This is a genomic window from Paenibacillus sp. TCA20 (genome assembly GCF_000732325.1).
In the GTDB taxonomy this organism is placed as follows: Bacteria; Bacillota; Bacilli; order Paenibacillales; family Paenibacillaceae; genus Paenibacillus; species Paenibacillus urinalis.
In genome coordinates this window covers 20,455-34,277 of record NZ_BBIW01000016.1, presented here as the reverse complement: position 1 = coordinate 34,277, position 13,823 = coordinate 20,455, and the positions used below count along the sequence as shown (strand labels likewise).

At 46.2% G+C, this 13,823-nt stretch carries 14 protein-coding genes and 1 tRNA gene; 2 read left to right on the top strand and 13 right to left on the bottom strand.

Annotated elements, in window-relative coordinates; translation table 11 throughout:
• Positions 1-144: 144 nt before the first annotated feature.
• The 8 genes from secG to TCA2_RS22780 all read right to left on the bottom strand — a co-directional run bounded on the left by secG (position 145) and on the right by TCA2_RS22780 (position 8,061).
• Complete coding sequence (secG, locus tag TCA2_RS22815) at positions 145-375, bottom strand: preprotein translocase subunit SecG (protein WP_047913906.1); 231 nt, start codon at positions 373-375, stop codon at positions 145-147.
• Between the two features lie 95 nt (positions 376-470).
• A complete protein-coding gene (locus tag TCA2_RS22810) occupies positions 471-650 on the bottom strand; it encodes a YjfB family protein (protein WP_047913905.1) in 180 nt (59 codons plus the stop codon).
• A 130-nt stretch (positions 651-780) separates the two neighbouring features.
• On the bottom strand, positions 781-2,067 hold the full coding sequence (gene eno / locus TCA2_RS22805; RefSeq protein ID WP_047913904.1) for a phosphopyruvate hydratase: 1,287 nt from the start codon (positions 2,065-2,067) through the stop codon (positions 781-783).
• 109 nt (positions 2,068-2,176) lie between these two features.
• Entirely contained in the window at positions 2,177-3,721 is a 1,545-nt protein-coding gene (gpmI, locus tag TCA2_RS22800; protein ID WP_047913903.1) for a 2,3-bisphosphoglycerate-independent phosphoglycerate mutase, read from the bottom strand.
• Position 3,722: 1 nt separating this feature from the next.
• Positions 3,723-4,478 (bottom strand): triose-phosphate isomerase, encoded by a 756-nt coding sequence (gene tpiA, locus TCA2_RS22795; protein WP_081872774.1) that lies wholly within the window; start codon positions 4,476-4,478, stop codon positions 3,723-3,725.
• 31 nt (positions 4,479-4,509) lie between these two features.
• Entirely contained in the window at positions 4,510-5,691 is a 1,182-nt protein-coding gene (pgk, locus tag TCA2_RS22790) for a phosphoglycerate kinase (protein WP_047913902.1), read from the bottom strand.
• A 251-nt stretch (positions 5,692-5,942) separates the two neighbouring features.
• Complete coding sequence (gap, locus tag TCA2_RS22785) at positions 5,943-6,947, bottom strand: type I glyceraldehyde-3-phosphate dehydrogenase (RefSeq protein WP_047913901.1); 1,005 nt, start codon at positions 6,945-6,947, stop codon at positions 5,943-5,945.
• A 91-nt stretch (positions 6,948-7,038) separates the two neighbouring features.
• Entirely contained in the window at positions 7,039-8,061 is a 1,023-nt protein-coding gene (locus TCA2_RS22780) for a sugar-binding transcriptional regulator (protein ID WP_047913959.1), read from the bottom strand.
• A gap of 332 nt (positions 8,062-8,393) precedes the next feature.
• Here TCA2_RS22780 and TCA2_RS22775 point away from each other — a divergent pair.
• Positions 8,394-8,468: transfer RNA gene (locus tag TCA2_RS22775), tRNA-Arg, on the top strand.
• A 204-nt stretch (positions 8,469-8,672) separates the two neighbouring features.
• On the top strand, positions 8,673-9,272 hold the full coding sequence (gene clpP / locus TCA2_RS22770; protein WP_047913900.1) for an ATP-dependent Clp endopeptidase proteolytic subunit ClpP: 600 nt from the start codon (positions 8,673-8,675) through the stop codon (positions 9,270-9,272).
• 77 nt (positions 9,273-9,349) lie between these two features.
• Here clpP and TCA2_RS22765 read toward each other — a convergent pair whose 3' ends face one another.
• From TCA2_RS22765 to rapZ, 5 genes are all read right to left on the bottom strand, one after another.
• Complete coding sequence (locus TCA2_RS22765; RefSeq protein ID WP_047913899.1) at positions 9,350-10,105, bottom strand: SIMPL domain-containing protein; 756 nt, start codon at positions 10,103-10,105, stop codon at positions 9,350-9,352.
• 205 nt (positions 10,106-10,310) lie between these two features.
• Positions 10,311-10,580: an HPr family phosphocarrier protein gene (locus TCA2_RS22760; protein WP_047913898.1), complete on the bottom strand. Its 270-nt coding sequence runs from the start codon at positions 10,578-10,580 to the stop codon at positions 10,311-10,313.
• A 106-nt stretch (positions 10,581-10,686) separates the two neighbouring features.
• Positions 10,687-11,643 (bottom strand): DNA-binding protein WhiA, encoded by a 957-nt coding sequence (gene whiA / locus TCA2_RS22755; protein ID WP_047913897.1) that lies wholly within the window; start codon positions 11,641-11,643, stop codon positions 10,687-10,689.
• Positions 11,644-11,648: 5 nt separating this feature from the next.
• Complete coding sequence (yvcK, locus tag TCA2_RS22750; RefSeq protein WP_047913896.1) at positions 11,649-12,635, bottom strand: gluconeogenesis factor YvcK family protein; 987 nt, start codon at positions 12,633-12,635, stop codon at positions 11,649-11,651.
• 282 nt (positions 12,636-12,917) lie between these two features.
• The gene (gene rapZ / locus TCA2_RS22745; RefSeq protein WP_047913895.1) at positions 12,918-13,817 is read right to left on the bottom strand and encodes an RNase adapter RapZ; all 900 of its coding nucleotides are present in this window, start codon (positions 13,815-13,817) and stop codon (positions 12,918-12,920) included.
• Positions 13,818-13,823: the final 6 nt, after the last annotated feature.

Sequence of the window (13,823 nt, the reverse complement as noted above, 5' to 3'; positions counted from 1 at the left end):
CGAATTTAATCCAAGAATGGATTTTGTATATACCCAAATAGGGACCTTCCATCAATATGAGTCTCAAATCAGGCAAATCGCCTTAGTTACAAAAGAGCCTTCGTTCCTCTGAGGAACGAAGGCTCTAAGCGTCCATGTGTTGAATTATTCAAATACAGCGACGAGAATCGCAAGGATCATAAACCCTGCTGCGAGACCAACTGTAACCCGTTGCAATACAAGTTCCAATCCGCGTGCTTTGGTTTTGCCAAATAGATGTTCCGCACCGCCGGAGATGGCACCGGAAAGACCCGCACTTTTACCTTGTTGAAGAAGAACGACGACGATTACACCGATGGCGAAAATAACGAGAAGCAATTTCAAAACGATATCCATAACTTCCACCTCCTATACGAAATGTGCGTAACTCCACGCAGTAAACAATATTTTTATTGTACCATACGCTCTGCACATATACAATCCGAAAGTCCTTAAGCTTTCAGATCAATCGAATGACCTGAGGTCGGATGCGGCGCACTCTGAGAGAGCATCTGCGCCATCTGATTGCCCATCACTTCCGCTTGACTCTTCGCCATATTCAGCACCTGAATGGATGCTGCCTGCTTAACGGCTGTCATGGACATGACTGTAGACATTGCTGCGATATCCATTACGCACCTCCTTTCTCTCCTCTATATCGGCAGAACGAACATTAAACTGCAATCGTGCATCATACACTGGGGGTAAGCCAAAAAAAGAGCCGCCCCGATGGGCGACTCTCCGTACTAAGCGGTTAGCTTATTATTTTTTCAGGTTGTAGAAGGAAGTCAGGCCGTTGTATTGAGCGAGTTCACCCAATTGATCTTCGATGCGAAGAAGTTGGTTGTATTTCGCGATACGGTCTGTACGGGAAGGTGCACCCGTTTTGATCTGTCCTGCGTTTGTTGCAACCGCGATGTCAGCAATTGTGCTGTCTTCGGATTCACCGGAACGGTGGGAGATAACAGCTGTGTAACCAGCGCGTTTCGCCATTTCGATTGCATCAAATGTTTCTGTAAGTGTACCGATTTGGTTAACTTTGATAAGGATCGAGTTACCGATCTTCTCGTCGATACCTTTACCAAGACGCTCTGTGTTTGTAACGAACAAGTCGTCACCAACAAGTTGGATTTTGTCTCCCAGTTTCTCAGTAAGGAGCTTCCAACCTTCCCAGTCATCCTCGGAGCAGCCATCTTCGATTGTAACGATTGGGTATTTATCAACCCAAGAAGCAAGAAGGTCTACGAACTCAGCGGAAGTAAAGGATTTGCCTTCACCAGCGAGTGTGTACTTGCCATCTTTGTAGAACTCAGTGGAAGCAACGTCCATTCCAAGAAGAACATCTTCACCTGGTTTGTAGCCTGCTTTTTCAATAGCTTCCATGATCGCGCCAAGAGCGTCTTCGTTGGAAGTGAAGTTAGGAGCGAAACCGCCCTCGTCACCTACAGCTGTGTTCAGTCCTTTTGCTTTCAGAACGGATTTCAGGCTGTGGAAGATTTCAGCACCTGTACGAAGAGCTTCCTTGAAGGAAGGAGCGCCTACAGGCAGGATCATGAACTCTTGTACGTCCACGTTGTTGTCCGCATGCTCACCGCCGTTAACGATGTTCATCATTGGAACTGGAAGCTGTTTCGCGTTGAATCCGCCAAGGTATACATACAGTGGAAGATCAAGAGCGTCTGCAGCTGCGCGGGCTACTGCCATGGATACAGCAAGGATTGCGTTCGCACCGAATTTACCTTTGTTTGGCGTACCATCCAAAGAGATCATCAGTTTGTCGATACCCAATTGATCAAGAGCGTCCATACCGATAATTTCTGGAGCGATTTTTTCGTTTACGTTCTTAACTGCGTTCAATACACCTTTACCAAGGTAACGGTCTTTGTCGCCATCACGAAGCTCAACCGCTTCGTGTGCACCCGTGGAAGCACCGGATGGAACGATTGCGCGTCCGATTGCACCGGACTCTGTATATACTTCAACTTCTACTGTAGGATTACCGCGGGAGTCAAGGACTTCGCGTGCGTATACGTCAGAAATAATTGTCATGAGTAATTACTCTCCTTTATTCTTCGATTCATTTTTGCTAGCTAGCATAGCATCTTCTATCATTAAACCCTATACGCGCATAGGATTGCAAATCGATTCGTTTAACAGCTTACTTGCGTCCTGAAATAACGGAATGTCCGGTCATTTCCGCAGGCTGCGGAAGTTCCATCAAATCAAGGATCGTTGGAGCGATATCTGCCAGAATTCCGCCATCGCGGAGCTCTACATTCTCAGATGTCACGATGAATGGAACCGGATTTGTTGTATGTGCTGTGAACGGTTTGCCGTTCTCGTCAAATACCATATCCGCATTACCATGATCCGCTGTGATCAGTACAACGCCGCCTTTTGCAAGAACAGCCTCTACCACACGACCCATGCATTCATCGGTCGCTTCTACTGCTTTGATCGTTGGCTCCAGCATACCGGAGTGACCCACCATGTCTGGATTTGCAAAGTTCAGGATGATCGCGTCATGCTTGTCTGCCTCGATCTCCTTCACACAAGCATCCGCAACTTCATAAGCGCTCATCTCAGGCTTCAGGTCATAAGTTGCCACCTTCGGCGAATTGATAAGAATGCGAGTCTCGCCAGGAAGCTCAACATCGCGGCCGCCGCTGAAGAAGAAAGTAACATGCGGGTACTTCTCTGTTTCCGCAATACGAAGCTGTTTCTTGTTGTTCTGAACAAGCACTTCACCAAGTGTATTATCCAGGTTCTTCGGAGAGTATGCTACATATCCTTCAACGGTTTCGCTAAAGAGTGTAAGACATACAAAGTGAAGTCCCTCAGGGAATTTGTCTCCACGATCGAAACCACGGAAATCCTGGTTGGTAAACACTTGAGACAGCTGAATTGCACGGTCAGGACGGAAGTTCAGGAATATAACAGAATCGCCGCTTTCCACGAGTCCCACAGGTTGTCCATCTTCCTTAACGATGACCGTTGGTTCAACGAACTCGTCGAATACGGATTTCTCGTAGGATTCCTTGACAGCCACCATCGGGTCCGTATATACCGGTCCGTCTCCATACACGATCGCACGATAAGACTTCTCTACACGTTCCCAGCGTTTGTCGCGGTCCATTGCATAATAACGTCCTTGCACGGTTGCGATTTTACCAATGCCCACTTCCGCAATTTTTGCATTCAATTGCTCCAGGAATTTGATACCGCTGTCCGGGGATACGTCGCGTCCATCGAGGAATGCATGGATGTAAACATCGTGCATATCTTCTTTTTTAGCCAGATCGAGCATAGCGAACAGGTGATTGATATGGCTATGAACACCGCCGTCGGACAATAGTCCGTACAGGTGAAGCTTTTTACCCGTTGTCTTCGCAGCACGAACTGCGCCTACGAGTGTTTCGTTATCGAAGAATTCACCTTCACGAATGGACTTGGAGATCCGAGTTAGATCCTGATATACGATACGACCTGCACCGATATTGAGGTGACCTACTTCCGAGTTCCCCATTTGCCCTTCCGGCAGTCCAACCGCTTCACCGCAAGCAGTGAGGGTTGTATGCGGATATTTCGCCATGTAACGATCATAATTCGGCTTCTTCGCTTGAGCTACTGCGTTACCCACTTCTGTGTTACGCAGTCCGAAGCCGTCCATAATAATCAGAGCTACAGGTTTTGGTGCAGTCATCTTACTTCGCCCCCTGAACGAGCGCGATGTAGGATTCAGGCTCCAGGCTTGCTCCGCCTACCAATGCACCGTCAATATCGCTTTGTCCAAGATATTCAGCTACATTCGCTGGCTTCACGCTTCCGCCGTATTGAATAACAACCGCATTCGCTACATCTTCGTTGTACAGACCTTTGATGATGCTGCGGATGTAAGCAATAACTTCGTTTGCATCTTCTGCAGTCGAAGATTTGCCTGTTCCGATCGCCCAGATTGGCTCGTAAGCTACAATCACTTGAGCTGCTTGGTCAGCAGCAAGTCCTGCAAAAGCCGCCTCTGTTTGCACTTTGCAAACGTCCTTCGTTTGATCTGCTTCACGCTCTTCCAATTTCTCGCCTACACATACGATCGGTGTAAGACCATGACGGAATGCAGCGTGGACTTTCTTGTTCACGGTCTCGTCGGTTTCGTTGAAGTACTGACGACGCTCGGAGTGTCCAATGACCACGTAATCTACACCCAGATCCTTCAGCATCAAACCGCTGATTTCACCTGTGAATGCGCCATTGTCTTCAAAGTGAAGGTTTTGTGCACCAATCTTGATGTTTGTGCCTTTCACTGCTTCTACCAAAGCCGGCAGGTTCGTAAAAGGAGCACAAATTACGCTCTCCACGCCTTCTGCTTCGACTTTGCCTTTTACCGCTTCGATAAACGAAGTGGCTTCCGGTACAGTTTTAAACATTTTCCAGTTACCTGCGATGACTTTTGTTCTGCTCACCGTTTATCGCCTCCTCAAATGGGATTCAAAATTATTTATCGTTCAATGCCACAACACCTGGGAGTGCTTTGCCTTCCATGAACTCCAGGGAAGCACCACCGCCTGTAGAGATGTGGTCCATCTTGTCAGCAAGATTGAATTTCTCTGCTGCCGCTGCAGAATCGCCGCCGCCGATTACAGTGTAACCTTCCGTTGCTGCACAAGCTTCTGCAACTTGACGAGTACCATGTGAGAATGGCTCAATCTCGAATACGCCCATTGGTCCGTTCCATACAACCAGCTTGGAGTTTTTGATCACTTCTGCATACTTCGCACGTGTCTTCGGTCCAATGTCAATGCCTTCCCAATCTGCAGGGATTTCATCGATGTTGACGATCTTCGTTTCTGCATCAGCGCTGAATTCTTTCGTAATTACGATGTCTTCAGGCAGAAGGAAGTTTTTGCCCAGCTTTTTCGCTTTATCGATGAAGCTAAGAGCAACGTCCATTTTGGATTCATCCAGAAGTGAAAGTCCGATTTCATGACCTTGAGCTTTGAAGAATGTGTAAGTGAGACCTCCGCCGATCAGTACGTTGTCTGCAAGGTTCAACAGGTTGTCGATCACATCAATTTTATCTTTTACTTTTGATCCGCCGATAATGGCTGTGAAAGGACGCTCTGGGTTGGACAATGCTTTGCCAAGTACAGACAATTCTTTCTCCATCAATAAGCCAGATACAGCTGGAAGATGATGCGCGATACCTTCTGTGGAAGCATGAGCACGGTGTGCTGCACCAAATGCATCGTTCACGAAAAGGTCAGCCAGTTCTGCAAATTGTTTTGCAAGTTCTGGATCGTTCTTCTCTTCTCCAGGATAGAAACGGACATTTTCAAGCACAAGCACGTCGCCGTTGTTCAATTTCTCGATTTCTGCTTTTACTGCTTCACCGACAGCTTCATCCGCTTTTGCAACCGGTTTGCCAAGCATCTCGGACAGACGGTTTGCAGCAGGTGTCAGACGAAGAGAATCAACGAATTCACCTTTTGGACGACCCATATGGCTCGCAAGAATCACTTTCGCACCGTTCTCGATCAAATATTTGATCGTTGGCAGTGTTTCACGAATACGAGTATCATCCGTAATCTTTCCATCTTCGAGCGGTACATTAAAATCGACGCGAACAAAAACGCGTTTTCCTGTTACTTCTACATCACGTACACTTTTCTTGTTCATCTCCACGTTCCTCCTAAGCGCTATCTACCACAGCCAATCACCGGCATCTTATATGCAGTTACGGTCCGGCCTTAAAGTGGACAGCCCATTTTTATTAAACAGCAGCATGATAAAAGTAATAATCTCTATATAATGTAATCTTCTATATCCGGTTTCCCCGGTTCTCTGGCATTAAAGATAAAATCATGGTGAAGAGGAGACCAAAAGCCTTGTTCTCCTCTTCACCTTATTTTAAATTCCTATCGTTGGTCTTACAGACCTTTGCTTGCGATGTAAGCAGCGAGGTCTACGACACGGTTGGAGTAACCCCACTCGTTGTCATACCAAGAAACAACTTTAACCATGTTGTCGCCTACTACCATAGTGGAGAGAGCGTCAATTGTGGAAGAAGCTGGGTCGCTGTTGTAGTCGCTGGATACAAGCGGCTCATCGGAGTAGTTAAGGATGCCTTTCAGCGGTCCGTTAGCTGCTTCTTTAAGCGCTGCGTTTACTTCGTCTACAGTTACGTTTTTGCCAAGCTCAACAACCAGGTCAGTTACGGATACGTTCTTAGTAGGAACGCGCATTGCCATACCGTTCAGTTTACCTTTCAGTTGCGGCAATACAAGGCTAACAGCTTTAGCTGCACCTGTTGTAGAAGGAATGATGTTCTCAGCTGCTGCACGAGCACGACGAAGGTCTTTATGCGGCAGGTCAAGTACTTGCTGGTCGTTAGTGTAAGAGTGAACAGTTGTCATCATACCTTTAACGATACCGAAGGACTCGTCAAGAACTTTAGCAAATGGTGCCAAGCAGTTTGTCGTACAAGAAGCGTTAGAAATTACTGTATGGTTAGCTGGGTCGTATTTCTCTTCGTTTACGCCCATAACGATTGTAATATCTTCGTTTGTAGCTGGAGCAGAGATGATAACTTTTTTAGCTCCGCCTTTAAGGTGAGCTTCTGCTTTTTCTTTCGCTGTGAAGATACCAGTGGACTCAACAACGATTTCAACACCGTTAGCTGCCCAAGGCAGGTTCTCAGGGTTGCGCTCAGCAAATACTTTAACTTCTTTGCCGTTAACGATCAGCGCGCCTTCTTTAGCTTCTACAGTTGCGTTCAGACGACCATGAGTTGTGTCGTATTTAAGCAAGTGAGCCAAAGTGCTTACGTCTGTCAAATCATTGATTGCTACGATTTCTACATCGCTGTTGTTCAGCGCTGCGCGGAATACGTTACGTCCAATACGTCCAAAACCGTTAATACCTACTTTTACCATGAGTAAGTTCCTCCCAAGTTTTGCTTTTATTTTATATATTCAAGACAAGCCTGTTAGGGCCCATCAAGACAACGAATCAGTGAATCAAATTCTATAAATCTTTAACAATTTCAGCTGCCGCCGCTTCATCAATGACAAGAATATCTTCCTGTCCGAAGCGAAGCACCGCCTGTATCGAAGCTGCCTTGCTCTTACCGCCTGCGATGGCGATAACAAGCTCAGTGTGTCTAATGTCCTCCAAACGCATACCTAGTGTCAGCATCGTATGGACGACCTCTCCCTCGTTATTGAAATAATAGCCGAAGGATTCTGCCACCGCACCTTCATCGCGAATTTCAGTAACCGTCTGAGGCGCCAGCTTGCGCCGTTTGGCCATTTCCATCGCACCGCCTATTCCATGAATCACGATGCGTGCCTTACGGATCATATCCAGAATTTCCTGTATGTTGGAGTCTTGTATAAGTGAATCATAGGCATGATTGCTTAGTAGATCAGGTACGTGCAGCAGCCGATATTGTGCTCCTAGCTTCTTGGCCATCATGGAAGCAATCGTATTTGCCTGAAGCTCCAGACTTTCTCCAAGTCCGCCACGTGCAGGCACAAACCATACATCTCTCTTAGAAGATGAAGGGGTCAGATGCTCTGCTATCGCTGCTGTCGTGGAACCGCCCGTTACAGCTACAACGTCTTCATCGTTCATGACGCTGAGAAGCGCCTTGGCACCGGCACGTCCAAGCTCACGCTTGGCATACTCTGAGTTCTCAGAATCACCTGGAACGACGATGACCTTACGAAGTCCATAAGTTCTTCTAATCTGCTCTTCCATCTCCGATAGTCCAAACAGTTCCTTGGCTACCGGTTCAAGCATTTCAAGCAGCTCTTCTCCAGCCTGGCTGATTCTCATTCCCACCGTCTCGATCTCTATGAGTCCTTGCGACTTCAGCAGATCTGTCTCTGCTCTAAGTACACGCTCTGTCATATCCATGGCGTTCGCAAGAGTTCTCCTTCCAATCACTTCCGAAATCATGATCTGGCGTAGAATGGTATACCTCTTCTTCATTACGTCCATGAGATCAGGTAGAAGCTGCTTCTGCACTTCTAATATCGTTCGCATGCTATCCACTTCCGCAAGCTCCTTCATTCCGGTCTCTGAGGTGGACTAAAAATGTCCCGGGTTAACTTTTTAAGTCCCACGTATATTTTAACTAAATCTGACGTGCGATGCAAGGGGTCCAAAAGTATATTTTACAAAGCCTTTTCCCTTTATTCGCTTGTGTAAAATATCACAATTTGAAAGTTGTATCTCATTCTCTTATCCCTTCAATTATTCCCTTCATCTATAGGTTGTACATATATGGCTCACATCAAACTCAATCGGGAGACTCTCTTGCAAATTTTTTTACATTCGGATATAATCAATATTGCTGTCACCGACAGTTATAACATGCGCCCGTGGTCCAACGGATATGACGTAGGCCTCCGGAGCCTGAGATCGAGGTTCGATTCCTCGCGGGCGCGCCATTATTATTAATGGTTCCATATACAATTAACCGATGAAACCGAGCAGGTTTCTTTTTTTATCAAAATAGTTTGACTTTCTTTGACTTTTTGTTTGAAATTGTTTATGATGTGGTTAATACGGAAACAGTGAGTATATGTAGATGTAGTTCCTGTTCTCGTGTCTCGTGAACTTAAACTCTAAATTTTTTTGAGGAGGTTTTTCGCATGAGTTATATTCCTATGGTCGTAGAACAAAGCAATCGCGGTGAACGCGCTTATGACATTTATTCCAGACTGCTGAAAGATCGCATTATTTTCCTTGGCAGTGATGTCAACGATGTCGTCGCTAATTCCATCATTGCTCAAATGCTGTTCCTAGCTGCGGAAGATCCGGAAAAAGATATTCATTTATACATTAACAGCCCTGGCGGTTCCATCACTGCGGGTATGGCGATATACGATACAATGCAATTTATTAAGCCCGATGTCTCCACAATCTGTATGGGTATGGCTGCTTCAATGGGCGCTTTCCTGCTTAACGCTGGTGCGAAGGGCAAGCGTTTTGCTCTCCCTAACAGTGAAGTCATGATCCATCAGCCGCTTGGTGGAGCACAAGGTCAAGCCTCTGATATTGAAATTCGCGCACGCCGTATTCTCAAAATGCGTGATAAGCTGAACCACATTCTGGCTGAACGTACAGGACAGCCGCTGGAGCGCATTGAGCGTGACACAGACCGCGATAACTTCATGTCCGCTGAAGAAGCGAAGGCATACGGTTTGGTTGACAAAGTTCTGGAGTCTTCCACACCTGAACAAGGTCTGTAAGACATAACAAAAATCCTCGATCCTGAAATTCAGGACCGAGGATTTTTTATTTTTCTAAATTCCATGGGTAAAAAATTTTACTTCAGCTCATATCGAACCGTCAGCTGTGTAGACAGCTTGATCTCTCCGCTCTCAATTGCTGTGTTGGCGCTGTCTTGACTTGAAGCAGCAGACTGCAGCTCCATGGATTCCTTGTAATAAGCTACTGGTTCATCAATACTTCCCTGGCTGACACTAAGAACGATACCCAGCTGACGCTGTGCCGCATTTGCGATCGCTCCAGCTTTAAGCTTCGCATTCGCCATCGCCTTGTCTATCACTTGTGTTTCAAACGCTTCTGTATCCTCGATAGAGAATACAACGTTATCGATCTGATTGGCTCCTGCATTGGTCGCAGCATCCAGCAGCTCACCGACTTTCTCTAGATTACGGTAAGACACTTTAAGCGTGTGATAAGCGGTGTAGCCCTTAATTTTCTGTCCATCCTTCTCGCTGTAAGTATAATTGGGCTGTACATAGAATTGATTCGTTTGAATATCCTTGCTGTCCACTTTCCAGGTATTTTTCAAGAGTGTAGTGATCTTTTGAATTTTGGCTGCATTCGCTTTTTGTGCCGCCGCTGCAGTATCCGCTTCCGATGATGCACCAATAGACAGGTAGGCAATATCCGGCTTAACTTCAATCTCACCTTTTCCTGTAACCGATACGAAGTTCTGTGTTGCCGCTGCCTCTTGGGCCAGCGCCGTCCCCCCTGCAGACCAGCTCCATCCTCCAACTAGTAGTGCTCCGGCAATGGCTGCGGCAGCGAAAGGTTTCATCCATTTCTTGTTCATCACTTCATCTAACCTCCTTGAATTTGCAATCTATACCACTCAGACGCAGTCTTCTTAAAAAAAGTTTCAATATCCTCAAGCATGTCCAAAAAAACGAAAAAGCCACGATTCATCACTATGTCATTAAGCTAGAATTCAGCTTTAATGGCATCGCGATTACTCGAGGCTCTCTCTGTATTTAGGCGTTACAAAAAAGATGGCGGAATTATTGGTTCTCCAATTCTTCTTTGCTTACGAGACTTACTAAAGCGTTTACAGCCTGTTCTGAATCCGCACCTTCTGCACTAATGACAACTTCAGTCCCTGTGCTGATTGCAAGGCTCATAATTCCCATGATGCTCTTTGCATTTACTTTTTTATCATCTTTTTCCACAAAAATCTCAGACGAGTACTTATTCGCTTCTTGTACGAATAGTGCGGCTGGTCTGGCATGAAGACCCGTCTTCAAACGGACTACTACCGGGTGCTTTGTCATGGAAACTTACCCCCTCTACAAAATCTATACAACAATCAATACTTCATAATTATAAACATTATACCATTATAGCATGAATGAAACTAGAAAAAAAACGAGTTATTGTCTACAAGTTTGAGTTCGTAAATAAACCCTTCTCTGTTCTAATTTTTTCAGCCATTTCATCAATTTTGCGCAGGCGGTGATTCACACCCGATTTGCTCACTGTCCCTTTTAGTAATTCCCCAACTTCCTTCAAATTAATATCCGGATGGGCAAGCCTTACCTCAGCGACTTCTCGCAGCTTATCAGGCAGGGTATCCAGCCCTACTTCCTTATCCAGGAATTTGATGTTCTCAATCTGGCGGACAGCTGCACCAATCGTCTTATTCAAATTGGCCGTCTCACAGTTTACAATCCGGTTCACCGAATTTCTCATGTCCCGCATAATTCGAACGTCCTCAAATTTGAACAATGCCTGATGGGCACCGATGATGCTCAGCATTTCGATGATCTTCTCGCCTTCTTTGATGTAAAAAATAAAGCCCTTTTTTCTTTCGATGCAGCGTGCATTCAGATTGAACTCATTTGCAAGATCAACTAAGGCCTGGCAATGCTCTTCATACATGGATGCAATCTCAAGATGATAGGAAGATCCTTCCGGATTGTTCACCGATCCACCAGCCATAAAGGCCCCCCGCAGGTAAGCCCGCTTACAGCAGTTTTTGCGGATAACCGCTTTCTCTATGCCTGGTGTGAACATAAATCCTTCCGATACGATGTGAAGCTCCTTTAATATTTCCTGAACTCTTGCCGGAATTCGGACGATATATACATTATTCTTTTTGAGCCGCATTTTCTTACGAACTAACAACTCGGTGTGCACTTGAAAGTGTTTTTTGAGCAAAGAATAAATTCGCCTTGCTATCGCGGCATTCTCCGTAGAAACGTCCAAAATAACCTTTTTGTTCGAGAGCTGAACCGCTCCAAGCATACGGATGAGTGCTGACAGCTCCGCTTTTTCACAGCAAGGCTCGCTTTCGATCATGGTTAGTTCTTTTTTGGTCTGTGCCGCAAATGACAAGGGTCTCACCTCTTTCGAATCATCCAATTTTGAACGAGCGTATAGATATGATGACTGAGCTTATTGGCATCATGTCTAAGATAGGTCCTGTATAGAACAAGCCGATCTGCAATACACTCGTTAGACAGCTTAAGTATTTCTTCCAGATCCATCTGTACAGGCTTAGCGCCTTGCTCCGCATACATCTCCTGTACCGGTTCTGGTATATCTCCATTATTTACAATAACGTAGTCGAACAATCTCGTCCCGATGTGCGCATCAATAGCTTTGAGATGGTCACTTACCGTATATCCGTCGGTTTCCCCTGGCTGGGTCATCACGTTGCAAATAAAGATCTTCGCCGCCTGGGAGGCAACGACAGCTTCTGCCAGTTTGGGAACGAGCAGGTTGGGCAAAATACTGGTGTAGAGACTGCCTGGACCTATAATAATGGCATCTGCTTGTTCGATAGCAGCGACAGCCTCTGGCAACGGCTCCACGTGATCCGGTTCAAGGAACACTCGTTTAATCCGGCCGCCATGCTCAGGGATCTGCGACTCACCGGTTACGATTGTGCCATCTTCCATTTCTGCGTGTAAAACGACGGCTTCACCGGCAGCGGGAAGCACCTGTCCACGTACTGCAAAGACGCGGCTGATCTCCCGGACTGCAGTCACAAAGTCGCCCGTTATATCGGTCATACCTGCCAAGATAAGATTGCCAAGACTATGTCCTGCCAAGCCATTACTTCCACTAAAACGATAATTAAGCAATTCTGACATCAGCGGTTCCACATCAGCAAGCGCTGTGAGTACATTACGGATATCGCCGGGAGGAGGCATCTGCAGCTCATCGCGCAATATGCCTGAGCTCCCCCCGTCATCAGCTACCGTAACGATTGCCGTGATATCAAGCGGCTTATTCTTTAACCCCCGCAGCATAACAGACAGCCCTGTACCCCCGCCCATTACGACGATATGCGGACGTTTCATTTGTTCAACAGCCACTTTCATCACTTCACCTTCTATAAGAAGTTGCTCAAGTTAAGCTATTTATCACCTAAGGGAATCCATTTCATACTACCTCTAACAGCGTTATGAAAACTGATTCTGACAAGAGCGGATTATACATCATATGCTGTAACCTCCGCAATGGCTATTATTAGCATGAACTTTCATACGGAATGCTCACCACAACTTTTAAACAGTCAGCCTCTAGAATAATCATGCTCTGCCTTTATGATAAATGATGCCTAACTGCAACCTTTCTATACTAAATCTCTTGATTCTGACCCGTTAATGACGGTCACGATCCGCATCCCGATGCGTTACAGATACAGATTCTGTCTCACTTGCACCAAGCATCTTGCCAAGGTATTCAGATATGGCAACCGAGCGGTGCTTGCCGCCGGTACAGCCAATTCCAATGATGACTTGGCTCTTCCCTTCCTTCCGGTACTGTGGAATAAGAAAATGCAGCATATCCAGCAGCTTCGTCAAGAAGGACTGCGTCTCTGGCCATTTCATTACATATTCATAGACATCACTGTTCTGCCCGGTGTTTGGACGCAGATGCTCCACGTAATGAGGATTCGGCAAAAACCGTACATCAAATACAAGATCCGCATCAATTGGAATACCGTATTTAAATCCGAACGACGTTACATTGACCGACAGCATATTCGCCTCAAGATGTGAGAAACGGGAGATGATCCGCTCCTTCAGCTGTGCAGGCTTCATATTACTCGTATCAATGACCTGTGTGGCTGAATTTTTGAGCTCCTCCAGCATCTTGCGCTCCAGTCTGATTCCGTCCAGCGGCATGCCATCTGGTGCAAGTGGATGACGGCGTCTGCTCTCCTTATAACGCTGTACCAATACGCCATCCTGGGCATCAAGGAACATGATCTCACAATGGATGGTGAAGTGATCCTTGATGTAGTTCAAAGACTCCGACAATGCCGTAAAAAATTCGCGTCCTCGTAAATCGATGACGAGCGCCACTTTGGAGATCTTCCCGTTTGACTGCACAATGAGCTCCGCAAACTTAGGAATGAGAACCGGTGGCAGGTTGTCGACACAGAAGAAGCCCAGATCTTCAAGACTTTGCACTGCAATCGTCTTCCCTGCTCCTGACATCCCTGTAATGATAATAAGGGTTGCTCCTCCTGCTGGTGATTTTTCACCTTCTGACATGAATAT